Origin of the sequence: Streptomyces sp. NBC_01451 (genome assembly GCF_036227485.1) — a bacterium.
GTDB lineage: Bacteria > Actinomycetota > Actinomycetes > Streptomycetales > Streptomycetaceae > Streptomyces.
Map to the genome: position 1 here is coordinate 1,004,102 of NZ_CP109479.1, position 14,431 is coordinate 1,018,532.

The 14,431-nt window shown below is 70.6% G+C and carries 15 protein-coding genes; 8 read left to right on the plus strand and 7 right to left on the minus strand.

The annotated features are described in order from the left end of the window. Positions 1-74 precede the first annotated feature (74 nt). From OG595_RS04470 to OG595_RS04480, 3 genes are all read right to left on the minus strand, one after another. Positions 75-2,219, minus strand: a complete 2,145-nt coding sequence (locus OG595_RS04470; protein WP_329268009.1) for a putative bifunctional diguanylate cyclase/phosphodiesterase — start codon at positions 2,217-2,219, stop codon at positions 75-77. Continuing rightward, on the minus strand, positions 2,216-3,028 hold the full coding sequence (locus tag OG595_RS04475) for an SAM-dependent methyltransferase (RefSeq protein ID WP_329268010.1): 813 nt from the start codon (positions 3,026-3,028) through the stop codon (positions 2,216-2,218). Before OG595_RS04475 ends, OG595_RS04470 begins: the two co-directional genes overlap by 4 nt. A 383-nt stretch (positions 3,029-3,411) precedes the next feature. Further along, positions 3,412-4,392 (minus strand): SCO0930 family lipoprotein, encoded by a 981-nt coding sequence (locus OG595_RS04480; RefSeq protein ID WP_329268013.1) that lies wholly within the window; start codon positions 4,390-4,392, stop codon positions 3,412-3,414. 282 nt (positions 4,393-4,674) lie between these two features. Here OG595_RS04480 and OG595_RS04485 point away from each other — a divergent pair, with 282 nt between their 5' ends. The 3 genes from OG595_RS04485 (at position 4,675) to OG595_RS04495 (ending at position 6,985) form a co-directional block, all read left to right on the plus strand. Further along, a complete protein-coding gene (locus OG595_RS04485; RefSeq protein WP_329268016.1) occupies positions 4,675-5,412 on the plus strand; it encodes a hypothetical protein in 738 nt (245 codons plus the stop codon). Between the two features lie 18 nt (positions 5,413-5,430). Continuing rightward, the gene (locus OG595_RS04490; protein WP_329268019.1) at positions 5,431-6,195 is read left to right on the plus strand and encodes a bestrophin-like domain; all 765 of its coding nucleotides are present in this window, start codon (positions 5,431-5,433) and stop codon (positions 6,193-6,195) included. Positions 6,196-6,460: 265 nt separating this feature from the next. Then, on the plus strand, positions 6,461-6,985 hold the full coding sequence (locus tag OG595_RS04495; RefSeq protein WP_329268021.1) for a hypothetical protein: 525 nt from the start codon (positions 6,461-6,463) through the stop codon (positions 6,983-6,985). A gap of 95 nt (positions 6,986-7,080) precedes the next feature. Here the strand turns inward: OG595_RS04495 and OG595_RS04500 are convergent, their stop codons facing one another. Then, positions 7,081-7,569 carry a hypothetical protein gene (locus tag OG595_RS04500; protein ID WP_329268024.1) on the minus strand — a complete coding sequence of 163 codons (489 nt, stop codon included), beginning with the start codon at positions 7,567-7,569 and terminating at the stop codon, positions 7,081-7,083. A gap of 331 nt (positions 7,570-7,900) precedes the next feature. Here OG595_RS04500 and OG595_RS04505 point away from each other — a divergent pair, with 331 nt between their 5' ends. Continuing rightward, positions 7,901-8,563: a class F sortase gene (locus OG595_RS04505; RefSeq protein ID WP_329268027.1), complete on the plus strand. Its 663-nt coding sequence runs from the start codon at positions 7,901-7,903 to the stop codon at positions 8,561-8,563. A 45-nt stretch (positions 8,564-8,608) separates the two neighbouring features. On the opposite strand, the gene OG595_RS04510 is transcribed toward OG595_RS04505, so the two are convergent. Beyond that, positions 8,609-9,454, minus strand: coding sequence for a polysaccharide deacetylase family protein (locus tag OG595_RS04510; RefSeq protein WP_329268028.1), 846 nt, complete (start codon positions 9,452-9,454; stop codon positions 8,609-8,611). A 191-nt stretch (positions 9,455-9,645) separates the two neighbouring features. On the opposite strand from OG595_RS04510, the gene OG595_RS04515 reads away from it, so the two are divergent. Continuing rightward, positions 9,646-10,122 (plus strand): universal stress protein, encoded by a 477-nt coding sequence (locus OG595_RS04515; RefSeq protein WP_329268030.1) that lies wholly within the window; start codon positions 9,646-9,648, stop codon positions 10,120-10,122. Between the two features lie 6 nt (positions 10,123-10,128). Here the strand turns inward: OG595_RS04515 and OG595_RS04520 are convergent, their stop codons facing one another. Next, a complete protein-coding gene (locus tag OG595_RS04520) occupies positions 10,129-11,295 on the minus strand; it encodes a CapA family protein (protein WP_443072959.1) in 1,167 nt (388 codons plus the stop codon). A gap of 205 nt (positions 11,296-11,500) precedes the next feature. On the opposite strand from OG595_RS04520, the gene OG595_RS04525 reads away from it, so the two are divergent. From OG595_RS04525 to OG595_RS04535, 3 genes are all read left to right on the plus strand, one after another. Then, positions 11,501-12,049 carry a sigma-70 family RNA polymerase sigma factor gene (locus OG595_RS04525; protein ID WP_329268034.1) on the plus strand — a complete coding sequence of 183 codons (549 nt, stop codon included), beginning with the start codon at positions 11,501-11,503 and terminating at the stop codon, positions 12,047-12,049. A gap of 147 nt (positions 12,050-12,196) precedes the next feature. Then, a complete protein-coding gene (locus tag OG595_RS04530) occupies positions 12,197-12,712 on the plus strand; it encodes a hypothetical protein (RefSeq protein ID WP_006377621.1) in 516 nt (171 codons plus the stop codon). 139 nt (positions 12,713-12,851) lie between these two features. Next, the gene (locus OG595_RS04535) at positions 12,852-13,505 is read left to right on the plus strand and encodes a zf-HC2 domain-containing protein (protein WP_329268037.1); all 654 of its coding nucleotides are present in this window, start codon (positions 12,852-12,854) and stop codon (positions 13,503-13,505) included. 32 nt (positions 13,506-13,537) lie between these two features. On the opposite strand, the gene OG595_RS04540 is transcribed toward OG595_RS04535, so the two are convergent. Then, the gene (locus OG595_RS04540; protein WP_329268039.1) at positions 13,538-14,401 is read right to left on the minus strand and encodes an Fpg/Nei family DNA glycosylase; all 864 of its coding nucleotides are present in this window, start codon (positions 14,399-14,401) and stop codon (positions 13,538-13,540) included. Positions 14,402-14,431 lie beyond the last annotated feature (30 nt).

Here is a 14,431-nt window from a genome sequence, read left to right on the forward strand (position 1 = left end):
GCGGGTGGTGTGCGGCTGGTCGCGCGGTTCCCCGCGCCCCTTCAGGGCGCCTCCGCCGGAGCACGAGCCAGGTCTCACCCCGTCGCGTCCGCCAGAACCAGGTCGTGCAGGCGGTCCGGAGGGCCGGGGCGGGCGTAGTACCAGCCCTGGGCCGTGTCGCAGCCGAGTATGCGGAGCTGCTCGGCCTGGGCGCCCGTCTCCACGCCCTCGACCGTGACCGTGAGGTTCAGGCTGTGGGCGAGGGAGACGATCCCCTCGACGATCTTGAGGTCGACGGGGTCCGCCGGGAACTGCTGCATCCCCTGGGTGAAGGAGCGGTCGAGCTTGAGGATGCTCACCGGGAGGCGGCGCAGGTTGGCGAGGTTCGAGTAGCCGGTGCCGAAGTCGTCCAGGGCGATGTCGACGCCCATCTCGGCGAGGCGGCGCAGCGGTTTGAGGAGGTCGTCGTCGGCGCCGATCAACGCCGACTCCGTCACCTCCAGGCACAGGGCCTCGGGTTCCAGGCCCGCGCGTTCCAGGATGTCGACGGTGTCCTGCACCAGGCCGGGGTGGGTGAGCTGGCACGGGGACAGGTTGACGTTGATGCGCAGCGGGCCCCCGGCCGGGTGTCCCCCGTACTGTTCCTGCCAGTCCCGGGCCTGGCGCACCGACTGTTCCAGGACCCAGCGGCCCAGCGGGACGATCAGGCCGGTGTGTTCGGCGAGCGGGATGAAGCGGTCGGGGCCGAGGACACCGTGCTGCGGATGCAGCCAGCGCACCAGGGCCTCGGCGCCGCGGACGCTGCCGTCACCGAGGTGGACCAGCGGCTGGTACTCGATGAAGAACTCGTTCCGGTCCAGGGCGGCCGGCAGCGCGGTGGTCAGCCCATGGCGGGTGATCGCCCTCAAGTCGGCCTCGGGATCGGCCAGTTCGAAGCGATTGCCGCCCGCCGACTTCGCCCGGTACATGGTGATGTCGGCGCTGCGCAGCACTTCCGCGGGGCCGCGCTCCCCCGCCGGGCCCTCGACGATGCCGATGCTCCCGCGCACGGTCAGCTCACGGCCGTCGACACTGACCGGCGCGATCATGGCGTTCATGATGCGGGCGGCGAGTTCGTCGACCTCGCGTTCGGTGTCGGGGCCGGTGGTCAGCGCCACGAACTCGTCGCCGCCCAGCCGGGCCACCATCTCGCCCGGCGCGGTCGCGCAGGACTGCAGCCGGTCGGCGACCTCGACGAGCAGCCGGTCGCCGGCCGCGTGGCCGAGGCTGTCGTTGATGGTCTTGAAGCCGTCGAGGTCGAGATAGCACAGGCCGAAGCGCTGGCCCTCGCCCGCCGACACCGCCTTCTCCAGTCGTTCGAAGAACAGGGTGCGGTTGGGCAGCCCGGTGAGCGCGTCGTGCGTGGCCTCGTACCGTAGCCGCAGGTTGAGGAGCCTGCGCTCGGTGGTGTCCTCCATCAGCGCCAGCTGGTACTGCGGCCGGCCGTCGGCGTCGCGCAGCAGGGAGACCGTGAGGTTGGTCCACAGGACCGTTCCGTCGGGGCGGTAGAACGCCTTCTCGACGTGGTAGTGCTCCCGGTCCCCGCGGACGAGTTCGTCGTACAGCCGCCAGACCTGCGGGGCGTCGTCCGGGTGGGTCCAGTCCGTGACCCTGCGGCCTCGTACGGTCTGCTCCGAACCGCCGAACATGCGTTGCAGCGCGCCGTTGATCTGGAGGATGTTCCCGTCGAGGTCGGCGATGCCGATCCCTATGGCCGCGCCCTCGAAGACCGCCCGGAAGCGGGCCTCGCTGTCGTGCAGCGCCTCGGCGACCGCGCTGCGCGCGCTCTGCGCGGCCCACGCGATCGCCTCCTGCTCGGCCAGTGTCCGGTCCCGCAGCGCGGTGGCGTATCCGGCGGCCATGGCGTGCTGGAGTCGCGACGAACGGGCGCGCAGGTCCTCCTGCGGGCCGTCCGCGCCGCAGTACAGCACCAGATAGGCGTCCACGCAGTCGAGCGAGCGGCTGAGCGCCTCGGGGTCGGTGCAGTGCGCGGTGACCAGCGCGGCGCCGACGGCCCTGCCTTCCTCGGCGTCGAAGGTCCTGGCCAGCAGAGCCTGGCTCAACCGCTCGGCGAGCGGCAGGAGTTGCTCCTCGAACTCCACCCGGGTGAGTGACGTGGAGGTCACCTGGTAGACCGCCCGGCTCCAGATGGTCGCGAACCTGCGGAGTCTGTCCTGAGGGCCGTCCGGCTCGGCCGTCACGCCTTGCGCCCCACGCCGGCGAATCCGGAGAAGGAGTACGCGTCCTCGTCCTCCGGTGCAGTCTCCGGCCGCCACTGCGGCATGGGCACCAGTCCCGGTTCCACCATGTCGTACCCCTCGAAGAACCGCGCGATCGCCTCGCGCGAGCGCATGACCAGCGGATTGCGAATGCCCTTGTATACGTCGACCGCACCCTCGGCCCGCTCCGACGGCAGCGGGATTCCCTCGTACGAGGCATGCGTCAGGACGAGCAGGCTGCCGGGAGCGAGCGCGTCGCGCAGCTCGGCGACCGCCGTGTACGGGTCGTCCATGTCTTCCACGAAATGCAGTATGGCAACGAGAAGCAGGGCCACTGGCCGGTTCTGATCGATCAGGGCCCGCACCTGGGGGCTGTCCAGGATCTCCCGGGGCTTGCGCAGATCGGCGGCGAGGACGTCCGCGTGCTCGTCGCCGGCCAGGACCGCCTGGCTGTGTGCGACGGCAACCGGGTCGTGGTCGACGTACATCACCCGCGCCTCGGGGCGGACCGCCCGGGCCACTTCGTGGACGCTGCCGAAGGTGGGGATGCCGGAGCCGATGTCGAGGAACTGGGTGATGCCCTCGTCGGCGGCGAAGCGGACGGCCCGGCGCATGAACGCGCGGTTCGCCTGCATGATCTTCGGAAGTCCCGGCATGAACTCCAGGGCCCTGCGGGCCGCTTCCCGGTCGACCTCGAAGTTGTGCGAACCGCCCAGGTAGAAGTCATAGATCCGGGAAACGCTCGGCACCGAGATGTCGATGCCCCGGGGGGCCCAGGCAGGACGCTCCATCTATCTCTCTCCCAGGAGTTGGCAGGCGTGGCGCTCCAGTGTTCGAGCTGAGGTTACTGATCGCCTGCCAAAGGGGCGAGCCTAAACGGAAATTGACCATCCGTTCCCGGTCACTGCCTGCGGCACGTGCCGAATTGACGTATCGCGAACTTCATCCGAAAAGTATCCGGAGCATTCCAAAGAGTTCTCAAGGGTTACGAAGTACCGCCACGGACTCCTGGTCGGAATACGGCGGGTCAGGGACGATTCACCGGCAAATCGCCCTGCCCACCGACGAGTTCCGGACATGCCGAAGCGGCCTGCTCGCTCCGTCCCGCACGGACTGTGCGGGACGGAGCGAGCAGGCCCGGAGAAGTCGCTTTCCCCTGTCGCCCGTTCGGCTGTTACTGGTTCGGCGCGCCGACCAGCTTGCCGTCGGGTGCCACGGCGTACCAGGTGCCGCCGACGCCCTGGCCGTTGGTGTCGCCGGCCTTCTTGTCGTTGATGAAGGTGTAGATGGGCGAGCAGTTGAGCGTCTGCTGCTCGGCACCGTCGGGCCGGGTGAAGTTCATGTAGCCCTTCTCCTTGATGCCCTTCGTGTCCTTGAAGGCGACCGGCTCGACGACCGGCCACTTGTCCAGGCAGGCACCGACGCAGGCGGACACCGGCTTCGGCCAGGCCTCGTCCTTCAGGAAGCGGTAGACCGTCATGCCGTTCTTGTCGACGACGATCGTCCCGAGCTTCGGGTCGTTGCGGGTGGACAGACCGGGCAGCGAGGCCAGCGTGGCCTTCTTGCCGTCGGGCGCGAGGCCGTACCACTTACCGCCCACACCCTGGCCCTTGATGTCGCCGGGCGAGGTGTCCTTGGCGTAGTAGTAGGCGGCCCAGCCGCCGACGGTGAGCTGCTTGGTGCCGTCGGAACGGGTCACCTCGCCGAGCAGCGCGGCATCGATACCGGCACCGGCCGTGACATCGTCCGCCGGAACCGGCGGCCAGGCGGTGGCGCAGTCGCCGTCACAGTTGGACTTCGGCGGTTCGGCCGTGTCCTGGTCGAACCGGTAGAGCGTACGACCGCTGTTGCTGGCCAGCACCTTGCCGATCGAAGCATTGGTGACCACGTTCAACTGGCCCGCGGCGGCCGAGTTGCCCGCGGCGGCCTGCTCTCCGTTGGCCTCCGTACCGGTGTCGGTACCCGTGTCCGTACCCGTACCAGTGCCCGCCGTGCCCGTGCCGGCCACGGATCCGTATCCACCGGCGGCCGGTGCCGCCGCGCCGACGTTCTGGCTGCTCGCGTCGGCCGCCTTGTCCTGACCGCACGCCGTCGTCAGCGCCAGCACGGCCGCAGCTGACGCTACGAGTGAGGCGCTCCGCCAGGAGGTCTTCATTACGTACTCCCCGTAATCATTAGGGTGTTGCGACGCCCTGCTGGGCCGCCGCACGGTCCTAGGTACGGGCGGGGATGGTCACTGTGTTCAACCACCGCACAAAATTCTTTCCGAACCCTGTGGCCACACCCGTCCCACGCATCCCATCTCGCACACGAAGACGATCACCAGCCACTCCTGGAACAGGTGATCCAAACCGCTGCACGACATATGTCACTCGTTCGGGGCAATCTCCTCGCGCTCCCGCGCGCGCGGGAGCGGCCACCACACATGATCTTCGTCGTGCATGGACCCACACGGACCCGATTCGCCCTCGCCACAAGGTTGTTGGCGCTGCTGGCCCTGACCTGGCTGCTCGTCGGCGCACCGGTCGGCACGGCCGACGCGACGACCTGCGTCTCCGTCTCCACCGGCTCGGGCAACGGCACCTCGGTGACGGTCACCGGGCCCGGCGCCACGGTCACGGTCGGCACCGGTCTCCCGGTCGCCACCGGAGACGGCTGGTCGGTCGGCACGGGCAACGATGGAACCGCCGTCGCCGGAAACGGCACGGCGGTCGTCGTCGGCACCGGCTCCTGGTGCCCGAGCCCGACACCACCGCCCCCCTGCCCCACCCCGACGCCCACACCTGCTCCGACTCCCACGCCGACCCCGACACCCACACCCACACCCACACCGGAGCCGCCACCGAAGCCGAGGCCCACCCCGACCCCTGAGCCCACTCCCCCGCAGAAGCCGACCCCGGCACCGGAGCCGAAGCCACCGGCCGCTCCGCCCGCCCCGACCCCGAGTCCGCCGCCGCCTCCTGCGCCCGCACCCGCACCCGTGCACACACCGACGCGCGCCACGAAGCCGAGCCCGAGCCCGACCGCGTCACCTCTTCCGGCTCCGGTGAGTTATCCGCCGTACCACGTGTCCGCCCGCAAACGGACCGTCCGCAGCGGCCCTTCGCTGGTCTCGTTCACCCTGCTCGTCACCCTGCCCGCCGTGATCGCCGTCGCCGCACTGCGTCCGCGCTGACCCCTTGGAGGCATCCCCTTGTCGGAATGGCTTGTTCTCGCCGTCGCGATCGCGGCCGCGTGCGCGGTCGTCATCCTCATCACCTTCGTACGGGACCGAAGGGCCCCGGAGGACGAGGATCCGTCCGACACCCCGGACGTGATCGAGTACATGACGATGTGGATCGGCGTGGTGTACGCCATCGTGCTGGGTCTGGCCATCGCGGGCGTCTGGGAGGCGCGCGGTGTCGCCCAGGACCATGTCGGGACCGAGGCCCACGCGCTGCACGAGATCTCGGAGCGGGTCCGGGTCTATCCGCCGGACGTCCGTGACCGGATTCGGGACGACGTCAACGCCTATGTCGGACACGTCGTCAACACCGAATGGCACGAGATGGCGGACAACGGCCGGGTCACCAAGCGCGGCGACCAGCTGCTGCAACGCATCCGCGTCGACGTCACCGACTACGAGCCGACCACGGACTTCCAGGCGCAGGCCTACCAGCCGCTCCTCGACCAGGTCACCGCGGCGGACCAGGCACGCACGGCCCGCGCCGACTCGACCGGGCCGACCATGCCCGGCGTCGTGTGGTTCGGCCTGATCGCGGGGGCCATGATCACGGTCGGCATGATCTTCGCCCTCCAGATCCGCCGCACGCCCCGCGAACTGATCCTGGCCGGGCTCTTCTCGACCCTGATCGCCTTCCTGCTCTTCCTGATCTGGGACTTCGACGCGCCCTACAGCCGTGGCATCACGGCCACGGCGGATCCGTTCCTGACGCTCTTTCCGGGCGTGGGCCGCTGACGGCGCACGGTCCGGCGGGAACCGGCTGACGGTTCCTCACCGGACGCGTCCGCCGGGGGACACCCGCGCCACGCGCGCGTGTCCCCCGGCTCGCTCAACGAGATCCCCTGAGCGGCCCACACCCGTGCCCCATTCGCACGACACCGATCGCGCGTACGCACGTGTGTTCCTAGCGTTTCGGTCATCGAGGTGCATTTCTGGCGCGACCGGTACGGCGCGAGCGGAAAAGGTCCGCAGCTGCTCCTCGGGGACCCGGAGGACTCATATGCACGCGATACGCGTCGCCTCGGCCGCTCTGCTGGGCGTCACCGCCCTCACCTTCACCGCGCCCGCCGCCGGAGCGGCCGTCACGGAGAACAGCGTCACGTCGTTCGGCTTCAGTGTGGTGCCCTCGACCATCGCGGCGGGCGGACAGGTAAGCCTGCACGTGGACAGCTGCAACGACGACACCCGGGTGTCCTCCGGTGTCTTCGATCCGGTCACCATTCCCAAGGGGCACTCGTCGGCGACGGCGAAGGTCGACTGGGACGCCAAGCCGGGGGCCGCCTACCGGGTGACGTTCACGTGCGGCGGCGAGAGCGGTCACACCGACCTCACTATCGCCGGCGGACACCCCAGCGACCCGACGCACTACCCCCTCCCCGTCCAGCGGGGTGTGCACGCGGGCGAGGGCGGCAGCGTCGCCGGCTTCGACCTCAAGGAGATCGGCCTCGGAGCCGCGCTCATCGCGGGGTCACTGGCGGTGGCGTACCACTATTCGCGTCGTCGCCCGGGCGACGACAACGCCTGACCCGGCAGGACCCGCACAGCCCTTCGCCCCGGACCCTGACGGGTTCCGGGGCGAAGGGCTGTACACGTGCGGTCCGCGCTCCGAAGGGGTGGGCGTCAGATCCGGCTCTCGGACCGGCGGCGCATCCAGAACACACCGCCGCCGACGAGCGCGGCGGCCACCAGCCCGCCCCCGATCGCCATGTCGGTCGGGGTGGCCCCGGTGGAACTGCTGCCGCCGAGACCGCCCCTGACACCGCCGATCACCGTGAACACGCTGGTGAAGGACCTGGTGTGGTTCTCACAGTTGGTGGTGACGCTGTACGAACCCGCCGTGGCGTTCGAGTTGACGGTCACCGTCGCCGTCGCCGTGCTGCCGCCCATCGACTTGAACTTGGTCGTCGGGAAGGCGTTGGAACTGACGGTGCTGCCGCTCACCGTGCAGGCCGAGCCGTTGGCCGTGAGCACCAGCTGTCCGCCCGGCGCGATGACGCTGGGGGCGGCGGTGACGCTGGACGGCTGGTCCCAGGCCGAGGCCGCCGGGGCGGCGAGCCCCACCGCGGCAGCCGTGGCGGCAGACACCACCAGGGCACGAGTAGTACGCATGTGAACCTCCGCGGAAGGCGCCCCGGGACCCGTCCCCGGTCGATCGGCGAGAAAACGCCTCCCAGACGAACCCTCAGATGCCTTGCGCGCAGCCGCATTTCGGGAATGGTCCGTCCTGGTGAGAGGACACGCCGACGGAAGACCGCACAATCAGATATTGCCGCAGGTCACGGACCGTCAGAAAAATACTTTCGGCGCCGACTCGGATGGCTCAGAAACGAAATGACCACCACCCGTTCGCCGCTGCCCCGTCGCCGCTTTCACGCCGGGCACTTAGCGTTCTCGTATGCGCGATTGACCCGGCGACGGCCGGGTCGAGAGGGGATGACGAATGTCTGCGTCCGAGCTGGCGGAAGAAGAGGAGCGGCGGAAGAAGCGCGCTCCGTGGGGCGTGATAGCGCTTGTTCTGCTGACCGGCCTCGCTCTCATTCGGAACGGTTCCGGAGAGTTCGACGTGGGTCCGCCACAGCCCGCTTCGGCGGCGGCGGCGGACAGCCGCCTCCCGGGGGGCACGTTCTCCAGCGCCCCGGCCGCGCTGCCGTACTCCGTGGTCGACCGGGTGCGGATCCCGGCGATCCAGGTGGACGCGCCGGTGCTGCCGGTGGGCCTGGACGCGGCCGGGTGGGTGGACGCCCCGCCGCCGGAGGACCCGAACCTGGCCGGCTGGTTCACCGGTGCCGTGTCGCCCGGCGAGAAGGGCACCGCGGTGATCGTCGGCCACGTCGACAACAAACAGGGCCCCGCCGTGTTCTACGGACTCGGGGCCCTCAAGAAGGGATATCGCGTCGAGGTCGGGCGCCAGGACGGAAAGACCGCCGTTTTCGAGATCTACGGCATCGAGGTCTTCGCGAAGGACAACTTTCCCGGAGACCGCGTCTACGGCAGCAGGAACACTCCCGAATTGCGGGTCATCACCTGCGGGGGCGGTTTCTCCAAGCAGAACGGCTACAACGGAAACGTGGTGGTGTTCGCCCGCCTGATCGAGGTTCGCTGAACGTTCCCCGACCGGGCGGGCGAAAGCCCGTGGCAGACGATTCGGTTACGTGTAATGCCGGGTCGGCACGGTGATGCGGTAGCCGGAGTCCAGCAGTTCCGGCAGATACTCGCGCAGTGCCCGCACACTCTGCGAGCGGTCGCCGCCCGCGTCGTGGGAGAGCACCACGACACCCGGGGCGGCGCCGCGCTCGACCCGGTCGGCGATGGTGCGGACACCGGGGGTCATCCAGTCGAGGGTGTCGACGGTCCAGGCGAGGGGCTCCATGCCGAGGTCGGCGCCGAGCTGGAAGGCGGCACGGTTCCAGGCGCCGTAGGGAGCGCGGAACCAGACGGGCGGCTCGCCGCAGGCGTCCTCGACGACCTCGCTGGTGCGTTCCATCTGGGAGCGGATCTCGGAGCGCGTGAGGCGGGTGAGCAGCGGGTGGGACCAGGTGTGGTTGCCGACGACGTGTCCGTCCTCGGTCATCTCGGCGAGCAGGTCCTTGTTGTCGACCGCCATCTCCCCGCACACGAAGAACATCGCGCGGACGTCGTGCTCGCGCAGGGTCCGCAGGATGTCGGGGGTGTAGCGGGGGTCCGGGCCGTCGTCGAAGGTCAGCACCATGGTGCGGCCCCGTCCGGACACGCGCAGCAGCGGCTCCCGGCGGACCAGGGTGCGACCGTGGGCAGCCGCGCGCGGCGGGCCGTAGCCGGTGAGGGGTTCGAGGCGGTACGCGGAGGGCTTGAGCGCGCGGTGCGCCGGAGGGCCCGCGGCGGGGGCGGCGGGCCGGGCGGCCGGGGTCGTGTCCTGGCCGGCGGTGAGCAGCGCGGCCGTACCGGCCGCTCCCACGGCGGCGGCTCCGCCGATCATCAACGCCCGGCGCCGTGTGAGCAACTGATCCTTCGTCATGACTCATCAGTCGCCCCGTCCGGTCCGGACGCCCCGCATCGACACCGGTGCGGCGGCAGGAAAGCACCCGTTGGGACCAGTACGCGCCCATGCCTCCCAGTGGCCGGCGGCGGCTGGTTCCCGGCGCCCGGGTGCTGGTCACGCCCGCCCCGCGTGCCGTGCGGACCTCCTGCTCCCGATAGCCTCGGAGTGTGACGGAACACCAGCACTCACCCCGGGACGAGCATCGGTTCGAGCGGGGCACGGACGGTCCGAGGGTCATCGTGGTCGGCGTCGACGGCTCCGACTCCTCGCTCCGTGCCGCCGCCTACGCCGCAGGGCTGGCCCGGCGCCAGCACGCGCTGCTCGCCCTGGTGTACGTACAGCCGGTGCTGACGGCGGGCGCCGCGTTCGGGGCGCCCGTGGCGGAGGCGACGGACGGCATCGCGAAGGACCTCATCGCGCAGATCCGGGAGTCGGCCGAGCAGGTCAAGGGGATATTCGATGTCCGCTGGGAGTTCCACACCCTCCGCGGGGACCCGTACACGGGCCTGGTGAAGGCCGCCGACGACCTCAAGGCGGACGCGGTGGTCGTCGGCACGTCCGAGCAGGCGGGCCACCGGATCATCGGTTCGGTCGCGGTCCGGCTGGTGAAGGCGGGCCGCTGGCCGGTCACGGTCGTGCCGTAGCGGCTCCTACCGGCCCATCGTCAGGCCGTCCTGGCCCGCGCCCCGGCTCAGGACCACATCCCGGATCCGGTCGCGCACGGCAACCGGCAGGCTGTTCCGCCGGGGGTCCGCGGGTCCCGCCCCGGGCGAACGCAGCACCACCCGGCCCGCGTCCACGTCGTACCCCTGGGGCACGAACTCGGCGCGGGTCACCTCCCAGCGGTCGCCCTCACGGGCCGGCGGGGCGAAGGTGAAGCGGCCGAGGGTGCCCTGGTTGCCGCGCGGGTCGCTCAGGCCCTCGTGGTTGGTCATCGTGCCCGCGATCTGGTCGCCCATGCCGTAGATCACCCAGGTGCCGTTGACCTTCTCGTAGGCCTGCGGGACGTGGGCGTGGGTGCCGAGGATCAGATCGACGTCGGGACGGCCGTCGTCGGCGCGGGAGGCGGTGAGCCGGTCGGCCAGGCCGAGTTGGGTCTCGTCGGGCTCGTCCTGCCATTCGGTGCCCCAGTGCAGGGACACGGCCACGACGTCGGCGCCGGCCCGGCGGGCGGCCCGGGCGTCGGCGACGATCCGGTTCTCGTCGATGAGGTCGACCGCCCAGGGCTGCCCGGCGGGCATCGGGTAGCCGTTGGTGTCATAGGTGTAGGAGAGGTGGGCGACCTGGGCGCCGCCCGCGCGCAGCAGCGTGACCGCGCCCGCCTCGTCCGCCGTGCGCGCCGATCCCGCGTGCCGTACGCCGGCCCGGTCGAGGGCGTCCAGGGTGCGGTGGATGCCGCCCGCGCCGTCGTCCAGGGTGTGGTTGGAGGCGGTGGAGCAGCCGTCGTAGCCGGTGTCCGCGAGGGCCTGGGCGATCTGGGGCGGGGACTTGAAGGCCGGGTAGCCGCTGTAGTCGCCGTCGGCCCCGTACACGGTCTCCATGTGGCAGAGCGCGAGGTCGGCGCGGGAGACGACCGGGGCGACGCCGGCCAGCATCGGGCGGAAGTCGTGGCCGGTGCCGCCCGCGTCGGCGTTCGCGCGGGCGATGACCGAGTCGTGCGGCAGGACGTCGCCGGACGCGACGAGCGTGAAGCCGCGGGCGGGCGGGGGCGCCGCGGGGCGTCCGGTCGCGCCCGGTGGCTGTCCGCCCTGGCAGGCGGCGGTGGCCGCGACGAGCAGGGCCGCCGCCAGTCCCCTGGTCGCCGGTCGGCTGCGCATGATCATCGACTCACCCCGTTGCGGTCGTATCCACATGTTCATCTGTACGAATCCGCACACCGACTCAAACGGGGAAGCGGCCGTTCAGACGAGGAACCCGCCGTTCGGACCGTTCGTCGCACCGTTCGTCGACGGGTCCGACCGTCCGCCGCACACTCCGGTCCACGGTCTGTCCCGAATCGGGACCCTGCGATGCCATACGGCCATGACGGCCGGAACCACCATCACCCACGGGACGACGACCGCCGAGCACGAGCTGGCCGCGCTTCAGCGCGAGCACGGCCGACCGCTCTTCGCCCTGCTGCTGCGCCTGTGCGACGGCGACCGGCAGCGCGCCGAGGATCTGGCGCAGGAGACCCTCGTACGCGCCTGGCAGCACCCCGAGGCGCTGCGCGCCGACGACTTCGACTCCGTACGGCCGTGGCTGCTGACCGTCGGACGGCGGCTCGCCATCGACGCGCGCCGGGCCCGTCAGGCGCGGCCCGCCGAGGTCGGGGACGCGGTCCTGGAGAACGCGCGGGTGTGCGCCGATCACGCGGAACGGTCCGCGGCGACACTCGATGTGCGGGAGGCTGTGAAGACACTCACTCCCGAGCACCGTGAAGTCCTGGTGCTGGTGTATTTCCAGGGGGCGAGTGTGGCGGAGGCCGCCGCGGCACTGGGTATCCCGCCCGGTACGGTGAAATCTCGCGCGTACTACGCGCTGCGCGCCCTGCGCCGGGTCCTTCCGGGTTATGCGGCCGACCTGCGGTGAAACCAATGGTCGGGTCAAACCTCGGTAAAGTGCCTTGCTGAGGACCATGGTTGGGCAATCAGCTGTCTTCATCGGTGTCCGAACCGGGCGAAATCCCGGAGGCCCGGGCTCGGGCGACGCGCACGCACCGGAGGAAGGCAGGAAGGGATGCTGCACAGAGGTCAAGAGAGCACGGACGGCACCGGCGGGGGCGAACTCACCGTCCCCATGGCCTGGTTGTACGCCGAGTACATCGCCGACGAACTGCTGCGGACGGGCGACCTGATGCCGCCCACGTCCTTCGAGTTCCGCGCGGGCCGGGACGCGCTGGCCCTCACCATCTTCCTGTCCGACACCAGCGGCGAACTCTCGGGCATCCGCGTCATCACCCAACTGGAGAAGTGGCTTTCGCTGACGGCGTACGACCAGCCCTGGCAGGACTGGGTCCGGACACGTATTTCAAGGTTGGCGGCCGACGCACTCGAATCGAGGGCGCCGGCGCCGGACTTGGACCTGGCCGCCGCCGCCTGGCGCTGGCTGGAGGAGACCGAGCTGCTCGCCCCGGACCTGGACGCCGTACCGGGTGGCGGGCCCGTGCCCGGTGAGGACGACGGACCGAAGGTGTGGACCCCGGCCTGGCGGCTGGGACTGCCTCTCGGGCATCTGGCGATCCATCTTTTTTAGAATCCGACCAATCCGCGGTCCCCTCCGCTCCGAACACCTTTGGTCTCGATTCGGTATGGGGCTTGAGTGATTCCGCGGTCCGGTGCGTACCGGTGGTAGCAACACCACCCCACCCGTACCATCGGCACGAGGATTCGGCATGAGGTCCCTGGAACGGCATCGCGACGTCGGCGCATACGCGCTCGGCGTGCTCGACGAGGCGGACGCTTTCCGCTTCGAGGACCACCTCATGGAGTGCCCCGAGTGCGCGGTCCATGTGACCGAATTCGGTCCCGCCACACGGCAGTTGCTGCTGTACCGGCGAGCCACGCCGCGCTCCGTGCACCCCATGGCCCAACCCGGCCCCCGGCTTCTGGACCGGCTGCTCGGCGAAGTCGCGAACCGGCAGCGGGCCGACCGTCGGCGCTGGCTGTACGCCGTGGCCGCCTCGGTGGTCTTCGCCGTGGCCGGGCCCGGCATCGCCATCATGGCGAGCGGCGACACGGACCGGACGCAGCAGGTCACCGCGACCGACGAGCGGTCGGGCGTCTGGGCACAGGTCACCAGTGAGAACACGGTCTGGGGCAGCCAGATCGAACTGAAGGTCAAGGACGGCGCCGGCCCCCGCGCGTGCCATCTCGTCGCCGTCGCGGACGACGGCACGGAGGAGACGCTGACCAACTGGAACGTGCCCGAGCACGACGCCCGCGAGAGCACGATGATGGGCGCCTCGACCTTCCACCCGGACCAGATCGACAAGTACGAACTGCGCACCACCGACGGCCTGCACCTGGTCACGCTGGACGCCCCCTGACCCGAACCGGCCTTCAGGGGCCGCCCGTTCGGCTACTTCAGCAGGCGTGACATACGGCGGTCGGCGAGCGGTCTGCCGCCCGTCTGGCAGGTGGGGCAGTACTGGAGCGAGGAGTCGCTGAAGGAGACCTCGCGGACAGTGTCGCCGCAGACCGGGCAGGGTTCGCCGGTCCGGCCGTGCACCCTCAGGCCGCTCTTCTTCTCCGCCTTCAGGCGTCCGGCCGCGAGGCCCCGGGAGCGCTCGACCGCCTCGGTGAGCGTCGCGCGCAGTGCCTCGTACAGCCGCCGGTTCTCCTCCGGCGTGAGCGAGGCGGCGAGCTTGAACGGGGACATCCGCGCGGCGTGCAGGATCTCGTCGCTGTAGGCGTTGCCCACTCCCGCGATCAGGCTCTGGTCACGCAGCGCCCCCTTCAGCTGTCGCCGCTCCCCCGCCAGCAGACCGGCGAGGCGCGCCTCGTCGAAGTCGTCGGCGAGCGGGTCCGGACCGAGGCGGGCCACGCCGGGCACCTCCTGCGGATCGTGTACGACGTACACCGCGAGCCGCTTCTGGGTGCCGGCCTCGGTGAGGTCGAAACCCTCGCCCGTCTCCAGGGCGACACGCAGCGCGAGCGGGCTCTTCCCGGGTCTCGGCGGACCGTCGGGGAGGCGGTCGCGCCAGTGCAGCCAGCCCGCGCGGGCCAGGTGGGTCACGAAGTGCAGGCCGCCGTCCGCCGCAAGGTCGAGGAACTTGCCGTGCCGGTGCACGGCGGTGACCTCGCGGCCCTCAAGAGCGGTGACGGGTGGGTCGTACGTCTTCAGGACGCTGATCGCGACGGGCAGCACGCGGACCATCTCGTGGCCCACGAGCCGGTCGGTCAGGAAGTCCCTGAGCGCTTCGACCTCGGGAAGTTCCGGCATACGTCCAGAGTGCCACCGCGCGCCCCGGCG

What these genes read in the sequence shown, in the direction of transcription:
- OG595_RS04475 (WP_329268010.1), bottom strand. Translation starts at nt 3,028, where the DNA reads ATGGAGCGTCCTGCCTGGGCCCCCCGGGGCATCGACATCTCGGTGCCG.
- OG595_RS04480 (WP_329268013.1), bottom strand. Translation starts at nt 4,392, where the DNA reads ATGAAGACCTCCTGGCGGAGCGCCTCACTCGTAGCGTCAGCTGCGGCC.
- OG595_RS04495 (WP_329268021.1), top strand. Translation starts at nt 6,461, where the DNA reads ATGCACGCGATACGCGTCGCCTCGGCCGCTCTGCTGGGCGTCACCGCC.
- OG595_RS04500 (WP_329268024.1), bottom strand. Translation starts at nt 7,569, where the DNA reads ATGCGTACTACTCGTGCCCTGGTGGTGTCTGCCGCCACGGCTGCCGCG.
- OG595_RS04505 (WP_329268027.1), top strand. Translation starts at nt 7,901, where the DNA reads ATGTCTGCGTCCGAGCTGGCGGAAGAAGAGGAGCGGCGGAAGAAGCGC.
- OG595_RS04510 (WP_329268028.1), bottom strand. Translation starts at nt 9,454, where the DNA reads ATGACGAAGGATCAGTTGCTCACACGGCGCCGGGCGTTGATGATCGGC.
- OG595_RS04520 (WP_443072959.1), bottom strand. Translation starts at nt 11,295, where the DNA reads ATGCGCAGCCGACCGGCGACCAGGGGACTGGCGGCGGCCCTGCTCGTC.
- OG595_RS04525 (WP_329268034.1), top strand. Translation starts at nt 11,501, where the DNA reads ATGACGGCCGGAACCACCATCACCCACGGGACGACGACCGCCGAGCAC.
- OG595_RS04530 (WP_006377621.1), top strand. Translation starts at nt 12,197, where the DNA reads ATGCTGCACAGAGGTCAAGAGAGCACGGACGGCACCGGCGGGGGCGAA.
- OG595_RS04535 (WP_329268037.1), top strand. Translation starts at nt 12,852, where the DNA reads ATGAGGTCCCTGGAACGGCATCGCGACGTCGGCGCATACGCGCTCGGC.
- OG595_RS04540 (WP_329268039.1), bottom strand. Translation starts at nt 14,401, where the DNA reads ATGCCGGAACTTCCCGAGGTCGAAGCGCTCAGGGACTTCCTGACCGAC.